The organism is Borrelia nietonii YOR (assembly GCF_023035795.1).
Lineage (GTDB): Bacteria > Spirochaetota > Spirochaetia > Borreliales > Borreliaceae > Borrelia > Borrelia hermsii.
The window spans coordinates 251634-272656 of record NZ_CP073148.1; the positions used below are offsets into that span (position 1 = coordinate 251634).

16 protein-coding genes and 1 tRNA gene are annotated in these 21023 nt (G+C 29.0%); 11 read left to right on the plus strand and 6 right to left on the minus strand.

The genetic code is table 11. The features are described 5' to 3' along the window. Window positions 1–61: 61 nt before the first annotated feature. Genes bhYOR_RS01200 through bhYOR_RS01210 form a run of 3 tightly spaced genes read right to left on the minus strand, consistent with a single transcriptional unit; the run spans window position 62 to window position 2123 of the window. Window positions 62–556 (minus strand): YaaR family protein, encoded by a 495-nt coding sequence (locus bhYOR_RS01200; protein ID WP_025399586.1) that lies wholly within the window; start codon window positions 554–556, stop codon window positions 62–64. Beyond that, a complete protein-coding gene (locus bhYOR_RS01205; protein ID WP_025433997.1) occupies window positions 546–1097 on the minus strand; it encodes a bactofilin family protein in 552 nt (183 codons plus the stop codon). Before bhYOR_RS01205 ends, bhYOR_RS01200 begins: the two co-directional genes overlap by 11 nt. After that, a complete protein-coding gene (locus bhYOR_RS01210; protein WP_025399588.1) occupies window positions 1098–2123 on the minus strand; it encodes a M23 family metallopeptidase in 1026 nt (341 codons plus the stop codon). It abuts the gene before it with no gap. Window positions 2124–2344: 221 nt separating this feature from the next. Between bhYOR_RS01210 and rdgB the strand changes: the two genes are divergently transcribed. From rdgB to bhYOR_RS01245, 7 genes are all read left to right on the plus strand, one after another. Next, window positions 2345–2944 (plus strand): RdgB/HAM1 family non-canonical purine NTP pyrophosphatase, encoded by a 600-nt coding sequence (gene rdgB / locus bhYOR_RS01215; protein WP_025399589.1) that lies wholly within the window; start codon window positions 2345–2347, stop codon window positions 2942–2944. Window positions 2945–3079: 135 nt separating this feature from the next. Further along, a complete protein-coding gene (gene pepF, locus bhYOR_RS01220) occupies window positions 3080–4849 on the plus strand; it encodes an oligoendopeptidase F (protein WP_025399590.1) in 1770 nt (589 codons plus the stop codon). A gap of 14 nt (window positions 4850–4863) precedes the next feature. After that, window positions 4864–5568 carry a phosphatidylcholine synthase gene (pcsA, locus tag bhYOR_RS01225; RefSeq protein WP_025399591.1) on the plus strand — a complete coding sequence of 235 codons (705 nt, stop codon included), beginning with the start codon at window positions 4864–4866 and terminating at the stop codon, window positions 5566–5568. Window positions 5569–5577: 9 nt separating this feature from the next. Beyond that, window positions 5578–6186 carry a DedA family protein gene (locus bhYOR_RS01230; RefSeq protein WP_025433998.1) on the plus strand — a complete coding sequence of 203 codons (609 nt, stop codon included), beginning with the start codon at window positions 5578–5580 and terminating at the stop codon, window positions 6184–6186. Between the two features lie 18 nt (window positions 6187–6204). Continuing rightward, window positions 6205–6288: transfer RNA gene (locus bhYOR_RS01235), tRNA-Leu, on the plus strand. A 135-nt stretch (window positions 6289–6423) separates the two neighbouring features. Further along, a complete protein-coding gene (leuS, locus tag bhYOR_RS01240; RefSeq protein WP_025399593.1) occupies window positions 6424–8952 on the plus strand; it encodes a leucine--tRNA ligase in 2529 nt (842 codons plus the stop codon). 10 nt (window positions 8953–8962) lie between these two features. Further along, on the plus strand, window positions 8963–11248 hold the full coding sequence (locus tag bhYOR_RS01245) for an efflux RND transporter permease subunit (RefSeq protein ID WP_025433999.1): 2286 nt from the start codon (window positions 8963–8965) through the stop codon (window positions 11246–11248). 67 nt (window positions 11249–11315) lie between these two features. Here the strand turns inward: bhYOR_RS01245 and lon are convergent, their stop codons facing one another. Continuing rightward, window positions 11316–13763, minus strand: a complete 2448-nt coding sequence (lon, locus tag bhYOR_RS01250; RefSeq protein ID WP_172641843.1) for an endopeptidase La — start codon at window positions 13761–13763, stop codon at window positions 11316–11318. A gap of 68 nt (window positions 13764–13831) precedes the next feature. Here lon and bhYOR_RS01255 point away from each other — a divergent pair, with 68 nt between their 5' ends. The 4 genes from bhYOR_RS01255 to rpsU are packed head-to-tail and all read left to right on the plus strand — an operon-like array spanning window position 13832 to window position 17821. Next, window positions 13832–14518: a hypothetical protein gene (locus bhYOR_RS01255; protein WP_025399596.1), complete on the plus strand. Its 687-nt coding sequence runs from the start codon at window positions 13832–13834 to the stop codon at window positions 14516–14518. 22 nt (window positions 14519–14540) lie between these two features. After that, window positions 14541–16649 (plus strand): single-stranded-DNA-specific exonuclease RecJ, encoded by a 2109-nt coding sequence (gene recJ / locus bhYOR_RS01260; protein ID WP_038446154.1) that lies wholly within the window; start codon window positions 14541–14543, stop codon window positions 16647–16649. 5 nt (window positions 16650–16654) lie between these two features. Then, the gene (locus tag bhYOR_RS01265; RefSeq protein ID WP_247088163.1) at window positions 16655–17593 is read left to right on the plus strand and encodes a M23 family metallopeptidase; all 939 of its coding nucleotides are present in this window, start codon (window positions 16655–16657) and stop codon (window positions 17591–17593) included. Between the two features lie 18 nt (window positions 17594–17611). Next, window positions 17612–17821: a 30S ribosomal protein S21 gene (gene rpsU, locus bhYOR_RS01270; RefSeq protein WP_012422030.1), complete on the plus strand. Its 210-nt coding sequence runs from the start codon at window positions 17612–17614 to the stop codon at window positions 17819–17821. Between the two features lie 38 nt (window positions 17822–17859). Here the strand turns inward: rpsU and bhYOR_RS01275 are convergent, their stop codons facing one another. Then, the gene (locus bhYOR_RS01275; protein ID WP_241763723.1) at window positions 17860–19989 is read right to left on the minus strand and encodes a DNA translocase FtsK; all 2130 of its coding nucleotides are present in this window, start codon (window positions 19987–19989) and stop codon (window positions 17860–17862) included. Window positions 19990–20214: 225 nt separating this feature from the next. After that, the gene (locus tag bhYOR_RS01280) at window positions 20215–21009 is read right to left on the minus strand and encodes an undecaprenyl-diphosphate phosphatase (RefSeq protein ID WP_025399599.1); all 795 of its coding nucleotides are present in this window, start codon (window positions 21007–21009) and stop codon (window positions 20215–20217) included. Window positions 21010–21023 lie beyond the last annotated feature (14 nt).

Below are 21023 nucleotides of genomic sequence, written 5' to 3' on the forward strand. Positions count from 1 at the left end.
TTTTTATAGTACTAAGTGGATAAATCTATTATTCATAGAAAAATAAAACACAGCGTTGATCTTACCTAATCAAATTTACAAGCAATCCTTGAATCTCCTCAAGACTGCTTAAAAGCTTAATCTGAGAAACTTGATTTTGCAAAACAGAATAAGCAAGCTTATCAAGCTTTTCATTAATAATTCTAATAATACGATATTTAGGCCTCCTTAGCTCTCCATTATTACCGCCCTTTTGTTCTTTAAGAGAGATAGAAAATGATAAAACAATAGATAAAAATTCTCCTATAGTTTTTTTATAAAAAATTACATTTTGACGAGAAGGTTCACTTAATAGTTTTTCACCAACATCATTAATCTTATTTAACATATCTTTAATTAACTCAAGATTAAATTCACCATTTTCAAGAACAATAAAATGTTTATCTTCCCTTACAAGTTCAGATTTAAATATCGCAGAAAAAATATTTGATCTATTAGCACTAATCTTTTTCTTAGCGGCCTTATAGTCCTTTGAATCAAGATTTAAAGCTCCTGCAACTAAATTATTAATCTTCATCGATTTTGCTCATATCACTAAATAAGTACTTATCATTCTCACCTATGCAAGCATCCTTAACTACGTCTTCACATTTAATTCCCTTATTCACTTCAATTAAAATATCTTCATCAACCTTATAAGAACCCGTATAAATCAATACATCTTTTTCAGCAAAACCAAGACTTCCAATGCCAATATTCATATACCCATCAATAATTGCTCCTTCTTCAACTTCAATTGACCTACATGAAATATTGCCAATAATGCATCCTGATTGAAAAACTTTAATTTTATTGCTAGCATGCACATTGCCAAGAACGATTCCAGAAACAACAACCTCATTCGCATTAATATTTGACTTAATTCGTCCCGTCTCACCAATTATAACCCTTTTGGTAGAATTAATAGTCCCTAAAAAATCACCATCAATCCGAATAAAATTATTTGAAATTAGCTCTCCTTTAAAAAAATCACCTTTTCCAACAATTGTCTTAACCTCAGCAAAAAGTAAAGATGATGAAATTTTCTTATCCCTTTTAATACTCAATAAATTTAACATTTACCTTGAAGCCCCCGTTGCCAAATTTAAATACATATCAGGATTTACAACCTGAGATCCTATGCGAACCTCATAGTGAAGATGTGGACCTGTTGAATATCCTGTCTGACCAAGAAACCCAATCACTTGACCCTTTCTAACATAAGAACCCTTGGAGATGTTTAAGCGAGACATATGTGCATAAAGAGTAGAAAGGCCATATTTATGCTTAATTTGAACAAAATTACCATAACCTGTTACCTGATAACTAGCTCTAACAACTTCACCATCAGCAGCTGCCACAATAGCCGTTCCAATCCTCACTCCTGCAAGATCTATACCCTTATGAATATACCATTGTCTGGTGAAAGGCTCAACAGCTGGACCAAAATGCAAAGAAACAACACCATCTCCTTTAACAACAGGCCAAAGCGAAGGAATATCATTTAATAATTTATTTTGAGAATGAATTAATTTAACTATGCTCTTAAGCGGGGAAATTGACCCTTCTATTGTATCCTTAACATTTTTAAGATCATTTAATTCTTTAAGTGAATTGGTATCCAACATTTGCAAATCAAGAAAATCCGCAAGATCTCCATCCAATTTATCCCGATTTAAATTAATATTACTCTCCTTTATTTTTAAGGAAGTGCTAAGTTCGTTTACAACCTTAGAAAAATTACTAGCAACAGAATTAATTTCTACAACCGTGTTCCTAAAATCCTCAATCTCCGATTCAGCAAGTGCATAACTTTTTTCAGTAGATTTAACAATAGATTTAAGGGTAACATAATTAACAGCAAGCAAAACAAATCCTATGAAAATCAAAAGAAAAAATACAAAAAATAAAAATAAAGTTAAGAAAGAAATCTTTATATTCTTAACATTCCCCTTAACATGAGGAATAATCATAAAGCTAACATTTTGCCTGAAAAAAGAGTAAATATTACTTAAAAGTTTAAGAAAGGAACTAAAAATCGCAAAAAAGATCTTATCTACTTTTTTTAAAAGCGATAGTATTTTAAATCCTCTTCTGTCTCTCATCATAAACCCCTCACCACACATTCACTAATCAACAGAGGTATTAAATATTAAACCTACAAAATCCATAAATGTTGATTTAATGATTTTACTATTTAATACCAAATAACACCAAATTTTAACATCTATTCTCTATATAATCATTATCTACATTAAGTCATAATTATCTCTACAAATGCAATAGAAATATTAAAATACACATAAATGATTTATTATTATATACAATGAAAACATTATTCTTTGCAACTACTAATATAAATAAAATAAACGAAGTAAAACAAATTTTAGATATACCTAACATAAAAATAGAAATCCCCAAAAATTTCGATGTAAAAGAGACGGGTGAAACTTTTAAAGAAAATTCCTTAATAAAAGCAAAAGCTTTATTTGAATCTTTAGGTAGAAAACACCCTGTTTTTAGTGAAGATTCTGGATTATGCATAGAAGCTTTAAATCTAGAACCTGGAATTTATTCTAAAAGATATGATCAATATAAATTAGGAAAGAAACTAGGCACTAAGGAAAAAAATCATCTTATTATAGACTTAATGAAAGATAAGGAAAATAGGACAGCCTATTTCATATGTATAGTTAGTCATATCGCCACAGATGGAACAATAACAAATTTCGAAGGCATATTCAATGGAACAATTGCTTTGGATGTTGATTGTTGTAAAAAAAATGGATTTGGATATGATCCAATATTTTTAACTACAAACAATAAAAGACTAAGTGAATTAAATCTTGAAGAAAAAAACAAAATATCCCATAGAGGCATCGCATTTACTAAATTTAAAAAATTTTTAATGCAATCTTCAGATTAATACTAGAAAACCGAATTTAAAGAGACACAAAAAATCAAGTTTTTAATTCAATTGTAAAATTGCACGTAAAGATTTAAAATAATTATTATTTATAAATAATAATTAGTGTCATATTAAATTCAAGGAGAAAGTTTGGTGATAGAGAGAAGCAAAATCAATGAAGATGACAAGTGGGACTTATCTTCTCTGTTTAAAAACAATGAAGAATATAGAGAAACGGTCAAAAAAATAAAATTAAAACTTCAAGATTTCAAGAAATATGAAAAACTAGAATTCGATCTAAACATTTTTAAGCAAGCATTAAATGCTTACTATGAAATTGAAGAAGAGATTGAGAGAACAATATATTACACACACATTCAACTAGAAACAGATGTAAGCAATCAAACCTCAAACGAACTTCGCACAATTAATGTTAATTTAGAAACAGAAGCATCAAATGTCACTTCATTTTTTATTCCAAAAATTTTAAAAACAGATACAAAACAAGTAAGAGAATGGCTTAAGGACATAGAACTTAAAGATAAAAAAATAGCTATTGAAAAAATCTTAAGAGAAAAAGAACACGTCTTAAGCGAAGCTGAAGAGAAAATACTAGCAAACTATACATCTCTTTATTCATCTTATAATGATATATTCTCTGTATTAACAAATGCTGACATGGAATTTGGAGAAATTGACGGTAAGCCATTAAGTAACGCCACTTATAATCTATTTCTTCAAAATGAAAATCAAGAAATACGAAGAAACGCTTTCTTAAAATTTTATCAAGAATATAAAAAACATGAAAATACATTAGCTAGCACCTTAATTGCCGATATGAATAAAAATAAATTTTTGGCAAAAACAAAAAAATTTGAAGATACTATTTCAATGAAACTTTTTCAAAACAATATTGATAAGAAAGTTTACACAAACTTAATTGAAACGGTTAATGAAAATTTATCTGTACTTCACGAATATTACGAATTTAGAAAAAGCATACTTAACCAAGAATATCTTAATCACTATGATGTCTATGTTCCTCTAACAAAAGACATTAAATTCAAAAATTCTTTTGAAGAAGCTTGCGATCAAATTTTAAAATCACTAGAAATACTAGGCAATGAGTATACTGAAGTACTCAGAAAAGGACTCTTAGAAGAACGTTGGGTTGATAAATATGAAAATAAAGGCAAAAGAGCAGGGGCTTTTAGTGCAGGCTCATACAATGGAAAACCTTATATACTAATGAATTATAAAGATGAATCAATAAGAGATATGTTCACCCTTGCTCATGAGGCAGGACACTCCATGCATTCTTACTTTAGTATCAAAAATAATCCATTTCCGCAATATCAATATTCTATTTTTGAAGCAGAAATAGCATCCACAGTAAATGAGCAAATACTTGCAGAATATTTACTAAAAAATGAAAATGATATCGAAAAAATAAAATACATTAAATTAAACCAGATCGATGACTTACTTGCCACATTTTTCAGACAAACAATGTTTGCAGAATTTGAATATATCATTCATGGCATGATCAATAAAGACGAACCAGTGGTAAAAGAAACAATCAAGACAACCTATTTAAATTTACTCAAAAAATATTTTGGTCCAAGTCTTAAGTTTGATGAAAACAGTTCATTAGAATGTCTTAGAGTGCCTCATTTCTACTCTCCATTTTACGTATATCAATACGCAACAGGAATTACAGCTGCTCTTTTGATATATAAAAACATAAAAGATAATAAAAAAGATGCTACTAAAGATTACATAGAATTTTTAAAAACAGGAGGTTCAAAATACCCCTTGGAATCTTTAAAAGTTACTGGCGTCGACTTAAGCTTAAAATCAACAATAAAAAATACAATTAACATCTTTAAAGAACGTCTTGAGGATGTAAAAAAACTATTTTAATAAAGGAGTAAGCCTTGGGGAAATTAAATCTTATTTTAGCTTGGTCAGTACATATTTTAACAGCTTCAGGCCTAATAATTAGTCTTTACTCAATAATCTCCATAATGAACACAGATTATAATCTCTTATTAAAGCTTACAATTCTTGGACTTTTAATTGATGGAATTGATGGCACACTGGCAAGAAAATTAAAGATAAAAGAAGTAATACCAACAATAAATGGAGAACTCCTTGACAATATTGTAGACTATATAAACTATACGTTCATTCCCACAATATTTTTTTATTGTGGGAATTTCATAAAAGATGAATATAAAACAATAACTTGTATTGGGATTTTATTGGCATCAGCATATCAATTTTCAAGATTAGATGCAAAAACTAGTGATGATTACTTTAGAGGTTTTCCATCTTTATGGAATTTTCTAATAATCTTTAATATAATCTTTAAATTAGACCAAACCACAAATCTTAGCATAATATTATCATGTATCGCATTCAGTTTTGCACCAATTAAATTCATCTATCCTTCAAAAACAAAAGAACTTAAATATATAACACTTCCTGCAACAGTAATAACCGCCCTATCAGTAATACTTATAACATTTGCAAGACTACCAGAAACATATTTAAAGATAGGCAAAACACTAATAATTCTTTACTGTTTATACCTAATTCTAATGAGCATATATTTAACTTACAAAACAAGAAAAAAATAACGAGGGATTATGCATATCATACTAGAATTTATAGATCTCAATATAAACTATTCACCAATTGTATTTTTTGGATTACTTATTCTTGCAGGCTTTAACGTCCCAATTTCTGAAGATGCAATAGTAATAATGGGAGGCATACTTTCTAGTCGAAAAAATGAGTATACAATCTTAATATTCCTAGGAATTTTCTGGGGTGCTTATATTGGAGATATAATTTCATTTTATATAGGTAGATTCTTAGCTAACAAATTACTTAAACAAAAAACACAAACAAATAAACTAATCGAGAAGATGAATTACTACTATAAACGCTATGGAAGCTTAACTTTATTATTTGGAAGATTTATCCCATTTGGAGTTAGAAATGCAATATTTATATCAGCAGGAATGGGAAACATGCGTATTAGTAACTTTCTTATAACTGACTTTTTTGCAGCCATGATATCAATTACAACCTACTTCACATTAAGCTTTAAAATAGGTGAATCATTTAAAATAATATTTCCCAAAATAAGGCTCATATTACTAATAACACTTATTATAGTCATAATATTAATTTTAATAAGTTACATTATAAGAAAGAAAAAAATTCAAAAAGTTGACAAACTTTTTGAATAGCAAATATAATGTATATGCGCTGTGGTGGTGGAAGTGGTATACACGCTAGCTTGAGGGGCTAGTGGGCGTAAGCCCATGCTGGTTCAAGTCCAGTCCACAGCATACTTTAAGTAAAAATTTAACATTATAAAATGTTAAGTTAATAACAATATTAATTTACTTTTCAATAAAGTAACTATGAATATAAAAATATTATTATAAACCTTAAACAGGATATTGCTATTTGCTGAGGGACAGATGTCTGAATATAATTTCACTAAAATAGAAAAAAAATGGCAGGATTATTGGGATAAACACAAAACATATAAAGTTAATGAAGATCCAAATGTTCCTAAAGAAAAACGAATTTACATTCTTGATATGTTTCCCTACCCTTCAGCTAACGGACTCCATGTTGGGCATCCTGAAGGTTATACAGCAACTGACATATTAACAAGATATAAACTCTTAAATGGATTTAATGTACTTCACCCAATAGGATTTGATAGTTTTGGATTGCCTGCGGAAAATTACGCAATACAAACAGGAGAGCATCCAAAAAAAATAACAGAAAAAAATATTAAAAAATTTAAAGAACAAATTAAAGCATTAGGATTTGCCTATGATTGGGATAGAGAAATCAGAACTCACGATGAAAATTACTACAAATGGACACAATGGATTTTCCTAAAATTATATAAAAAAGGTCTAGCTTACACAAAAGAAATGCCTGTATGGTACTGCCCTGACCTTGGAACAGTACTCTCAAATGAAGAAGTAATACAAACACCTGATGGGCCTAGATCTGAGCGGGGATTTCACAAAGTAAAAAGAAAACCTTTAAGACAATGGATACTCAAAATCACAGAATATGCAGAAAGACTAATTAAAGATCTCGAAGAGATAGATTGGCCTGAATCTGTTAAAGAAATGCAAAAAAATTGGATTGGAAAATCAACAGGAGCCGAGATCGAATTTTCAGTAAAGGCAAGCAAAGAAAAGATAAAAGTGTTTACAACAAGACCAGACACAATTTTTGGAGTAACATATTTAGTACTTGCACCAGAGCATAGCATAGTAGATAAAATTACAAAAGATGAATTTAAATCTATGATCGCAGAGTATAGAGAAAGAGAAACTCTTAAAAGCGATCTTGAACGAACTTCTATTGAAAAAGATAAAACGGGAGTATTTACAGGCGCATATGCTATTAACCCAATAACTAAAGAAGAAATTCCAATCTGGATAGGCAGCTATATACTTGGAACTTACGGAACTGGAGCTGTAATGAGTGTTCCAGCACATGATGCTAGAGATTTTGAATTTGCAAAAAAATATAGTCTGCCAATCAAACAAGTAGTCTCTCAGACAGGAAACAATGAAATACTAACACAACCATTCACTGAGAATGGCATTTCAATTAACACGCCTGACGAATTTAATAATCTTAAAACTGATGGGGTCAAAGAAAGAGTAATTAAATGGCTTACTGAAAACAAGAAGGGTCAAAAAAAGGTTAATTATAAACTTAGGGATTGGATTTTTTCAAGACAAAGATATTGGGGTGAACCCATTCCTATTATACTTGATGATGATTTAAATGAAATACCACTAGAAGAAGATGAATTACCTCTAAGGCTTCCAGAAATCGAAAATTATAAACCATCAAGTACAGGCGAATCCCCTCTATCAAGAATCCAAGATTGGGTCAATATTAAACGTAATGGAAAAACATATAAAAGAGAAACAAACACAATGCCTCAATGGGCAGGTTCCTGCTGGTATTACATACGTTACCTCGATCCAAATAATGACAATGAATTTGCAAGCAAAGAAAAAATTAATTACTGGATGCCAGTTGATCTTTATATTGGGGGTGCTGAGCACTCAGTGTTACACTTACTATATGCAAGATTTTGGCATAAAGTTCTTTATGATTTAGGATATGTTAATACAAAAGAACCTTTTCAAAAACTAATAAATCAGGGAATGATAACATCATTTGCATATCAAGACGAAAATGGAATTTTAATTTCCAATGACGAGGTTGAAAAGAGAGATAATAAGTTTTTTTCCAAAAAAAATAATAAGGAACTCAAACAAATAATTGCAAAAATGTCAAAATCACTCAAAAATATAATAAATCCAGATGATATTATTAAAGAATACGGTGCAGATTCAATGAGAATCTACGAAATGTTCATGGGACCTTTAACTGATTCAAAACCTTGGAATACACAAGGACTAATTGGAATTTTTAGATTCTTAAACAAAATATGGACTATTAAGAACAAAGAACTAACAAAAGAACCAGCATCAAAAGAAATAATATCTGAACTTCACAAAACAATCAAAAAAGTAACAGAAGACATAGAAAGTTTAAATTTTAATACTGCAATATCATCATTGATGATATTTATAAATGAACTTTTAAAACATGATAAAAATTACTTAGAAATCTTCAAACCTCTAACCATTATCCTTTCACCATTTGCGCCTCATCTAGGAGAAGAATTATGGGAATATATAGGAGAAACCCCCAGCATATTCAAAAGTGCAAAGTGGCCAGAATACGATCCAAATCTAATTATTGATAATACAAGAGAGATTGTACTGCAAATTAATGGCAAAATAAAAGATAAAATTATATTAAACAAAGGCACAAATGAGGAAGATCTTAAAAGTATTGCACTTAAAAATCACAAAATCATACAAAATATACAAAATAAACAAATAATAAAGATCATTACGGTCAAAGATAAGCTTATAAACATAGTAACAAGATAACGAGGCAAAAATGGATTTGGAAACCTTAAGCATTAAATACAGAGTCTTTATATTAATAATATTCACATTAATAACAATTTTTTTAGGATTTTTCTTAAAAAACATTGAATTCGATTCAAACATTTTAAAACTTCTCCCAACAAGCGAAAAGAATGAAGAAACAATAGACATAGACAACAACAATTCACTCTTATCAACAATAGTAATGTTTAAAGATAAAAAGAATATTTTCAATAAAGAAACTTTTGGAAAAATTAATAAAGTAGCAAATGATATAGCCAAGATACTAAAAGTAAATCCCAACTCTGTTACAAGTATATTCACTTACTTTCCACAATTCAAAAAAGATGTATACACAGATGAAGATATGATTGAAATAAGAAATAAAGTCAATTCAACATCATTTATAAAAAAAATATTTCTAAATGATGCTGAAACTTTAATTTACTTTATAGTAATATCAACATCAGATGACAAAGCAAACTTTAGCCGAAATTTAAAGAATGAACTTGAAGCAATGGAAGCTACAATTAAAAGTTATGAAACTGATGATCTTAAACTTTACTTAACAGGGGATCTTGTAATAAGGGAAAAAATACTCAATTACATGGCTGATGACTTTAAATTATTAGGTCCGTTTGCCACTCTTATAGTAATCCTATCACTCTATCTTATTATAAAAAATATACTAGGAGCAATAATACCTGTACTAATTGCAATATTTGCACTAACTTGGACTTTTGGAATTAAAAGCCTTGTTATGTCTCCAATTACTGTTCCAGAAACCACAATGATAGTTCTCCTTATTTCGATTGGATGTGCTAATGGTGTACATATAATAAATGGAATATTAAAGAGAATAAAAAATGAACCTTACACTGAAAAAACAATAATAACTACAATTAAAACACTCAGAACACCAATAATTTTAACTTCTCTTACAACAGCTTTCGGGTTTTTATCATTAATAACCTCATCAATTCAAGCATACAGAACAATGGGAATTTTTATGTCAACAGGAGTCATTATTGCAATGCTTATGTCACTATTAGTATTGCCTGGAATACTAGTTAAAATACCATTTAAACATAAAAATAACGACAATAAAAATGCAAAAAATGCTTTCCTTGAAAAACTTTCTCTAATAAACCAAACAGTTACAAAATGGATATTAAATAACAAATATCTCTCATCTACTATAACTCTAATTATTTTATTAAGCTCAATTGTAGGCCTTTTCAACATAGAAATTAACTTTGACGAGAAAGATTATTTTAAAGAAAATACAAGTGTCAAACAAACACTTAATTTAATGCAAAGAGAAATAGGAGGAACGTCTATTATCAAAATTGAAATTAATGGCACTCCTGGTGAATTCAAAAATGAAAAAAATATGAAAAATTTGGATTTAATTACAGATGAACTTGACAAATTTACTGATAAAACACAATCCAGTTCAATAAACGGTGTTATAAGACTTATGAATTTTAAATTCAAAAAAGAAAATCCAAAAGAATATAGACTTCCTGAGAATCAAGCTGTATTAAACAAACTAATACTCTTAATCAGTAGAAGCAATTCTATTAAGAACATGACCAAAATGTATATTAATGATGATTGGTCTCAGATATCAATAATCATAAGAACTGATCAAAATTCAACTGAAGAAATTAAAAATTTTGCCAACTATGCAAGTAATTTGATTGAAAAATATATGCCAGGACATAAATATCAATTCTCAGGGGCTTATGACAAAATATTAATAGCTAAAACCATGGTGACAGAACAAATTACAAATATTATCACAACATTAAGTGCAATAACAATATTGCTAATGTTATTCTTCAAATCCATGAAAACCGGAATAATAATTGTGATTCCAGTGGCATGGTCAGTATTTTTAAATTTTGCGGTAATGAAACTTTTCGGAATAACACTAAATCCTGCAACAGCAACAATTGCATCAGTTAGTATGGGTATAGGGGTCGACTACTCCATTCACTTCTTTAATGCATTCATATTAAATTATCAAACAACTAAGGATTATAAAAAGGCTTTAATTGAATCAATTCCTGATGTGTTTAATGGAATATTTGCAAATTCAATATCAGTAGGAATAGGATTCTTAACATTAATATTTTCTACTTATAAAATAATTGCAACACTTGGCGCAATCATAGCCTTTACAATGTTAACAACATCTCTTGCATCATTAACATTACTTCCATTACTAATTTACCTATTTAAACCTACAATTAAAATACGAAAGATAATAAATGCAAAAATTACAGGATGAAATATGAAATAATAAGTATAATCCAAAAATAGTCAAACCTAAGATAAAATCTAAAAACCTTTAAATTTTAAAATAATAATTTAATAACTTCTCTCATGTTATCTACAAGATGAAAATTTATGCCATTCTTGATGTTAATAGGAATGTCATCAAGATCCACTTTATTTGATTTAGGAATAATAATATGCTCAACTCCACTTCGTTTAGCAGCAATTATTTTTGCTCTCAATCCCCCAATAGCCATTACATTACCTGTTAATGATAACTCTCCAGTCATAGCCAAATGAGGTCTTACCGTTTTATTAAGAGCTAGAGATATAAAAGCACTAGCAATAGTAATCCCAGCTGAAGGTCCATCTTTTGGTGTAGCTCCTTCTGGAATATGCAAATGAATCATATATTTTTCAAAAAAAGACTTGTTTACCTTAAGCTCATTACTAATACTGTTTACATAAGTAAACGCGATATTTGCAGATTCCTTCATAACATCTCCAAGTCTACCTGTCAACTTAATACCAGGAGACTTAGACTCAGTTTTTACAGTTTCAATTACCAAAGTCGACCCACCATAATTAGTCCACGCAAGGCCCATTACCATACCTGGTGACATAACTTTATGCAAAAATTCTTCTTTTCTAAATACAGGAATACCAATATATTCTTCCAAATTTTCCTTAGAAATTTGGTATGCCTTAACAGACTTATCTTCAATAAGTTTTCTTGCAATTTTTCGAACAATTTGCTTTAAATACTTCTCAAAATTCCTAAGTCCATTATCTCTGGCATATTCCCTAGCGATTTGAACAAGAGCTGAACCTTGAAACTTTAAGGAATCCTTATCAACACCATTTTCCTTTAAGACCTTTGGTATTAAATACTTTCTTGCTATCTCTATTTTCTCATCATCAACATATCCTGAAAGCTGAATTACTTCCATTCTATTTAACAAAGGCGTAGGAATTGTCTCAAGAGAATTAGCTGTTAAAATAAAAAATACATTAGAAACATCAAAAGGCAAATCAAGATAATGATCTCTAAAATTAATATTTTGCTCAGGATCTAAAACCTCAAGAAGAGCTGAGAATGGATCTCCATAATTAGATGCTGAAACTTTATCAATTTCGTCTATTAAAAAAACAGGAGAGTTTGTCTTTGTAATTCTTAATCCTTGAATAATTTTTCCGGGCAATGCTCCAACATAAGTTCTTCTATGTCCCTTAATCTCTGATTCATCCCTCATACCGCCTACAGAAAATCTAAAAAATTTTGTTTTAAGAACTTCAGCAACAGCCGTTCCTATCGAGGTCTTACCAACCCCAGGGGGTCCAACTAAAAGCATAATAGCTCCCCTTTGAGATTTTCTTAATTTAAGAACCGAAATATATTCAATAATTCTATCTTTAACTTCTCGCATTCCATAATGCGTTTTCTCTAAAATCTTTTCTGCTCTTTGCAAATTCAACTTATCAAAATCAACTTTTGATTCCCCCCAAGGAAGATTTGTAATAAGTTCAAGATAATTTCTAACCACAATATATTCAGATGAGTGTCTTTCAAGAAATGAAAATTTTTCAAGTTCCCTCTCCACTGCTTCTAAAGCTTCTCCCTTTAGCGCTAAAGCATTAACCTTGCCTTTAAGTTTTAAAAATTCACTACTCTTTTCATCACCAACACCAAGTTCTGCCTTAATAGCTTTAAGTTGTTCCTTTAAAAAGAATTCTTTTTGTTGCTTCTCTAACTTTTCCTGAATACCTTTAGCGATTTTATTTTGAATCTCAATTAAATTTAATTCTTCATAAATCAATTCCAAAACCTTTTTAAGCCTATCCTTGACACTTAAAGTCTCAAGCACTTCCTGATGAGCATCTTTTGAAGATGAAATCATTCCTGCAACAACATCACACAATCTACCCTTATCTTCAATATTCACCATATTTAACTGGAATTCAGGCATCTTTCTGTGTAAGAATATTTCTTTGGTTCTAAGCAAAATACTGCTATAAATTGCCTTTGATTTAACATCATCCTTTTTAATCGGAATCTGTTTTAAATAATCAACTTCAATTATCGGAAAATCTTCATTAAGAATAACCTTAATAAACTTAACTCTATCAATAGTTGAAACAAAAATATTATATCCACCATCAGGAAGATTAATCTTTTTTACTATTTTAGCAGTAATACCAACAGAATAAATATCCTTTTTATAATCGATAATCAATTTGCCATTCTCACTGCCTGCTTTTTCTAAAAATTTATCACGCAATACAAATAAGGAGATGATACCATTACCTTTAATCACATAATCAACAGCCTTCATATCAGTATCAGAGACTATAACAATTGGAATAAACATACCTGGAAATACAGGATGCGATGGCACTGCAATTAAAGGCACTCTCACGGGTTTATCAAAATGCGGTAAAATTCCCCCAGATTTTTTTGAACGCTTCTTTACCTTAGAAACAGTATCTTTTACTTCCTCCATAGAATATTCAATCTCCTTACGCTTCATTATAACAAAAGAAAATTTTTATGAGAATTCATTTAATAATGAATTTTTTTATTATACAATAATGTATAATGCGGTTTAATAAAGTCAATGCAATTATAACAAATCTATATCACAAAAAAAATTATTCCCTATTAAACCTATTTCATCCAAAAGGAATCACTCACACAATAATTTATAATTCTACTATAAAAAAATTTAAATCCAACATCAATAACTTAGTAAGAGCTAATTTCGAAATAGTAAAAGAAAATAATTTATGCAAAATAATAGAAGTCAATGATGAAAAATTTATTATTCAAGATTTAATCCATGAAAAACTAACAATCATTCATCTTTGGATCAAGCTTATTAATTTAAGCTTTGATGATGGGGAATGCTTTAAGCTATTTACCGAATCTACAGAGGCACTAAACATATCAAGCTTAGAAAAAGCACATTTAATTGACTTGCAATACAAGGTAAGATTTCTAATAATAAAAGGATTTTTATACTTATCAAAGTTATGTTTTAAATGTAATAAACAAATAGATAAGTATTATTACTATGATATCCACATTAACGGATTTAATTGTATAAACTGCACCAATAATAAAAATAACTACATTAACACAGGAAGTTTTAAATACTTAGAATATACAACTCAAAAGAACATAAATGCAACATTAAATATAAATTTAACTAGTAAGTCAAAAGAACTTATTAAAGTTATGATCAAAAATAAGATCAATACAGAATTTGAACAAACACTACTCTAAATAAAGCAAACTGGAATAAAACATGAAAATTTGGAAAAAAAAAGAAATTGATATCCCAAAAGAAAATGTAGTCAATATCGCAAAAAAATATAACATCAGCCTTCTTGAAGCAACACTACTACTTAGAAGAGAAATTAAAGAAGAAGATTTTCTATTTTTTATTGAAAGTAGTGTAAATTTAATGCATAATCCATTTTTATTAAAAAACATAGACAAATTCACTTATAGAATAAATGAAGCTATTGCGGAGAAGGAAAATATATTAATATTTGGAGATAAGGATGCTGACGGAATCACAGCCACAATCATAATGTATGAAACTCTTAAAGATTTTGGAATAAATGTAACCTATAAGATACCCTCCAATGGAGAATTTTACGGTCTTACAAAAGAAATCATTGATAAGGCATTTGAAGATAAAATCTCAATAATAATTACTGTTGATTGTGGAATTTCTAATATTGAAGAAGCAAATTATGCAAGATCAAAAAACATAGAAGTAATAATTACAGATCATCATCTTCCAAACAAAGAAATTGACATAGATAATATCATTATTGATCCTCATTTAAAAGGAGATCCCTCTCCATTTAAAGAAATAGCTGGATGTTATGTGAGTTTTAAAGCATGTCTTGCATTATACCTATCCACTACCAATCTTTATAATAAAAACATGGTATTTTTATTTCTAGAAAGATTAAATAATAACATTACACTTCATGCAATAGAAATAAACAACTACATGTTTAAAAAGTACATCTCTCTAGAAAGCAATAATGACTTGCAAATCAATATTAATAAGCTAGAAGAATTCTCAAAAAGTAAATACGTAATTGTATTTAATAAAAATGAACAAAATCAACTCCTAAATGAGTTCTTTAATTACAAAATAGATATCGAAACAATTGATATTAGTGAAAATTTTATAAAAAAATATCCTAAATTTGCCAAAAAAACACTAAAAGAACTCATGCAAATTACCAAATATTTTAAATATAAAAAAACTGATACTAAAGAAAAACTATACTACGTATTTTATAATATAATATTTGAAGTAAATAAAGATTTACTAAAAAACTGCCTTAAAAGACTTAAATTTGTCGCAATAGGAACCATTGCTGATAATATGCCAATTATTAATGAAAATCGAATAGTTGTAAAAGAAGGACTTAAAGAAATCGCACTAAGAGAAAACATATCCATCAATTACCTATTAAAAGAAGTTAATATACTAACAAAACCAATCATCACTTCAACAGATATTGCGTTTAAAGTCGCTCCAATATTAAATTCAACAGGAAGACTTGAGAAAGCAGATATTACAATTCAATTTTTATTAGCCGAAGATACTAATCGGATAGAAAATAAGTTTAAAGAAATCAAAAACATAAATACTCTAAGAAAACGTAAGGAAGAAGCATCTTGGAGTGCACATCATGAGAATACCATTTTCAAAAATGATAAATTCATAATATGTTATGACAAAAAAACTCCAAAAGGAATTAGTTCTAGAATGGCAACAAGACTTTCAGCTTATTATCAAAAAGTTGCCGTTTTCCTAACAAAACAAGAAAATATCATTAAAGGCTCCATCAGATCAAACAATAAAGTAAATTCAAAAGAATTAATTTCAATGATACCAAGTCATTTAATAATAAATTCTGGGGGACACAAAGCTGCTGCTGGATTTACACTCTATGAGGCTGTATTAAATGAATTCATAAAAGAACTTGAAAACGTTCTTGATAAAATAGAATACAAAGAACTACATGAAGATTCAATACTAATTGATGCAATTATACCTAAAGACTTCAACAAAAGAGAACTTTTAAGAATAATAGACTTATTTGAACCTTACGGACATGGTTTTAGAGAACTTATTCTAATGATGGAAGACATATGCATTCAAGATCTCAGAACAATTGACAAAAATGGAACTTCAAAACATATAAGCATGAAAATCAATAATAACAAAGATTATTATAGGGCTATTTACTTTAATGGTACTCAAAAAATCCAAGAACTTGGTATTAAAGATGGCCAAAATATAGACATAATATTCACAGTTGGTGAAGACCTTTACAATCAAAACGATAAAATTTTAAAAATTATTGATATCAAAAAGAGATAAAATTAATGTTTAATATTAAAAAACTTTTATTTATATTTATAACAGGATTAGTTAAGATAAATGCAGTAAATAATGACATCATAAAAATTTACTATAAAAAAGAAGCTTCTCAGGGAGAAAATATCTACTTTGCAAGCACCAAAAATTTCAAAAAATTGTCTCTTTTAGGTACAAATCAAAAACCTCTTTTAAGTGCTTCTCCTTTCAAATTCAACGTAGGAAAAAGAGAATACCATATAGCCATAATAGGAATCACACCAATGATCAAAGAAGGAAAAAAGAAAATTAAAATAGAATTTGAAAATAAAGAATACATAAAGGAAGTAGAGATAAAAAAATTTGCATTTAAAAAAACAACTGTCAAACTTAACAAAAAAAAATCTAAACTTATTAAAAGTCAACAATCACCTAAAGCAAAAGCGCAAGCTCTAACATTATGGAACATAATTGGCAATATAGGAGATACAACGATTTACCACTACGACACATTGGTTCATCCAATCAAAGATCAATATAAAATAACTAGTCCTTACGGAGACCAAAGAATTTATATGCAAGACAATAAAAAAATATCAAACCATAAAATGCATAATGGCAAAGATTATGCTCCACTTAAAAGAGAAAAAACACCTATTTTTGCAGCTGGTAGAGGGAAAGTAGTATTTGCAAGAGATAGAGAAATTACTGGCAAGACCGTAATCATACAACATTTACCAGGAGTATTTACAATTTATTTACATCTCTCAAAATTTGGAGTTAAAGAGAATAAAATAGTAAATACAGGAGAATATATTGGTCATGTTGGCAACACAGGAATCTCAACAGGACCCCACCTACATTTCGAAGTCAGAATCAATGGAGTTGCAGTAAATCCAGATTTTTTCTTAAAACAAATGCTTATTGACAAAAATCAAATAATCAATAACACTAAAAGGATAGAGTAAAAATAAGGAGGTGATTTTTTGGTAACTGTCAATGTTGACAAAAATGAAGGACTAGAAAAAGCATTAAAACGTTTTAAACGAATGATCGAAAAAGAAGCAATAATTAGAGAATGGAAAAGAAGAGAATATTACGAAAAACCATCCACCATTCGCGTCAAAAAAGAAAAAGCATTCAAAAGAAAACAAGCAAAAAAAGTAAGAAAGTTAAAACAAAAAATCGGAAAATAATAAAATAGGGATATTCATATTGAATGTCCTTTTTAATATTAAACAAAAACATCTCGTGGTTTTGAACCATTTACAGGACCTATATATCCCATTTCTTCCATAAGCTCAATAATCCGTGCAGCCCTATTATATCCTATCTTTAATCGCCTTTGCAGATAAGACGCAGATGCTTTTTTAGTAGAGCGAACAATTTCAAGAGCTTCCTCAAACATAGGCTCATCTGAAGGATTTAAAACCACAGTATCAGCTGCAACAGCACTATCAATAAATATCTCATCATCAATATAATTCGGGGTACCAAATTTTTTGACTTCCCCAACTAATCTGTAAACCTCTTTTTCATTTAAAAATCCACCTTGAATTCTTTGGGGAAAAGGTGTAGTAGGACTAACATAAAGCATATCTCCTTTTCCTAAAAGTTTCTCAGCACCTGATGCTCCAAGGATTATCCTTGAATCCATAGAACTAGCAACCATAAAAGAAATCCTTGAGGGAAAATTAGCCTTTATTACTCCAGTAATAACATCAACTGATGGCCTTTGAGTAGCAAGAACTAAATGCATTCCAACGGCTCTAGCCATAGCCGCAAGCCTAGAAATCAAATTTTCTAAATCTTTTCTGCAAGAAAGGATCAAATCTGCAAATTCATCAATAATGATTACCAAATAAGGTAATGGCGCTTCATTTAACCCCTCTTCCAGTATTTTTTTATTATAAGCATTAATATCCCTAACAAGAAAATTATCAAGAAGAACATATCTTCTCTCCATCTCATCAAGACACCAACGAAGAGCTTCCAAGGCTCTATTTACATCAGTAATAACTGGGGTTAACAAATGTGGGATATCATTAAAAAGCTTAAGCTCAACCACTTTAGGATCTATTAATACAAGCTTAACATCATCTGGTGATTTTGAAAAAATAATTGAAGCAATTAGTGAATTCACACAAACCGACTTCCCAGCACCAGTAGCACCTGCTATTAAAAGATGAGGAGCGGTGATAAGATCAAAAACAACATTACTGCCATTAATTTCTTTACCAAGTGCAAAAGGCACCTTAAAATCATTTTGAAACTCTTTACTATTTATTATTTCTGAGATCAAAATAAATTTTCGTCTCTTATTAGGAATTTCAATCCCAACAGCTTCTTTGCCAGGTATTGGTGCAATAATCCTAACCCGAACTGCTGCAAGTCTTAAGGCTATATTATCAGATATAGAAGTTATTCTTGAAAGCTTAATACCTTTATCAGGACGAACAGCATACATTGTAACAACAGGTCCTTTAATAACATCAATAAGCTTAGCATTAATATTAAATTCTCTAAAAGTTTCTTGTAAAATCATCGATTGCCTTTGAATTTCTTTCTCATATTCAATATCTTCAGCTTCACTCGTAGGTTCTCTTTGCTCAAAAACAGAAATATCTATTAAGTACCTACCACTATTCTTATCTACTAATAAGTCTCCATCATTAATCTTGGCAATATTATTCATTATTCCTTTATGCCTTATATCACTAGCCTTAATTTTCCCACCAGCTACTAACTTATTATCCTCAAATTCTGTTAACACTTTATACTTAGAATCATCTTCAATATTTAAGTCACACTGAGACTCTTTAAAAGATTGCTCTTCTGATAATTTTTCATCTCTCACCTTTGACTGACTAAAAATAGTTTTATCTAAATCAACATCTAAAGGCTTATTAGGCTTTCTCAAAAAGGATTTAAAAGACCATAAAGCCTGATACTCTTCATCATTAATAATATTATCTTCCTGGCTAGAAGTCCCACTTGAATTCAAATTACTATCACAATCTTTATAAACTTTAATATTTTTTTTAATTCTTAGAGTACTTAAAAACGGTAACCAGGCAAACATACTTTCAAACAAGATTTTAAATTTAAATACTATAAAATGGAAAGTATTTAAAATAAAGCCAGCATCCTTAAAAAAAACATAGTTTAAGTAAATCCAAACAATAAATTCCAAAACTAAGATAAGAAAAACAAAAAAATTACCAAGCATAATCCCAAAATTACTTAAAAACCAATTAATAAAATTAGAACCCTCAAGCTTAGAATTAATTTTTAACCAAAATGTTAGAGTAAAAAATAAAATAACCGTATAATTCCAATTAAATACAAATCTCTTGCTAAACATATTGGTTCGATAAACGTACCAATTTACAAGGGGATAAAGTATCAGATAAAATGACAAAAATGAAAAAGTATTTAGAAGCAGATGACCTATGAGATTAAAAACAAAAAATATGAATATATTTCCTACAGGGGTTAATGCCACAAAAAGCGAGAATGATATAACACCCAACATAAAAAAAAATAAAAACTGAAAATAATGATAAAAATTTTTCATACTCTATTAAAATCAAAAAAGGAAATAAACTAAGCTTACAAGTATAATTAAATAACCCGAAAAATAATAAAGTTTACTATCTTGAAACATTTTAACAAATAAACTAATTGAAAATAATCCAACCATAAAAGCAATAATTGCCCCCAGGTTTATCTCAAAAATATTAAAAAGCATATCTGATTCAAATAACTCCTTATACTTTAAAAGTAAACTTCCAAAAACAATAGGAATCAAAGATAAGAATGAAATCTCAAATGACTCTGACCTGCTAAACCCAAGCAAAACTGAAGCAAAAATTGTAATTCCTGAACGAGAAATACCTGGCATAGCTCCAATTCCCTGCATAGTCCCAATCAAACATCCCGCAAGCAAGATATTCCTTTTCAAATCAAAAATTATAATCCTAGATTCAAGTAAAAACAATAAAATACTTGTCACAATAAAATTAACTAAAACCAAATTAAGAGTAAATAATCCCTTAAACATTTCTATAAAAATTCCAATAAATGCTGTAATAATAGTAATTATCAATATGAGTAATATTAATCTTAATTTGGCAAAATCACATTCAGTAGTTTTTCCTAAAACAAATTTTACCAAGACTGCCACAAGTTCTAATATACGCCTGCGATAATAAATCATTACAACTAAAACAGTTGCAAAGTGCAAATAAATATCAAATACTATTGGGAGATCAATATGCATAAACTTTTTTAAAAGCAATAAATGCCCTGAACTAGATATGGGCAAAAATTCAGAAATTCCTTGAATAAAGCCTAAAATCACAACTCTTAAAACATTTTCCATCTAGTTATCAACAA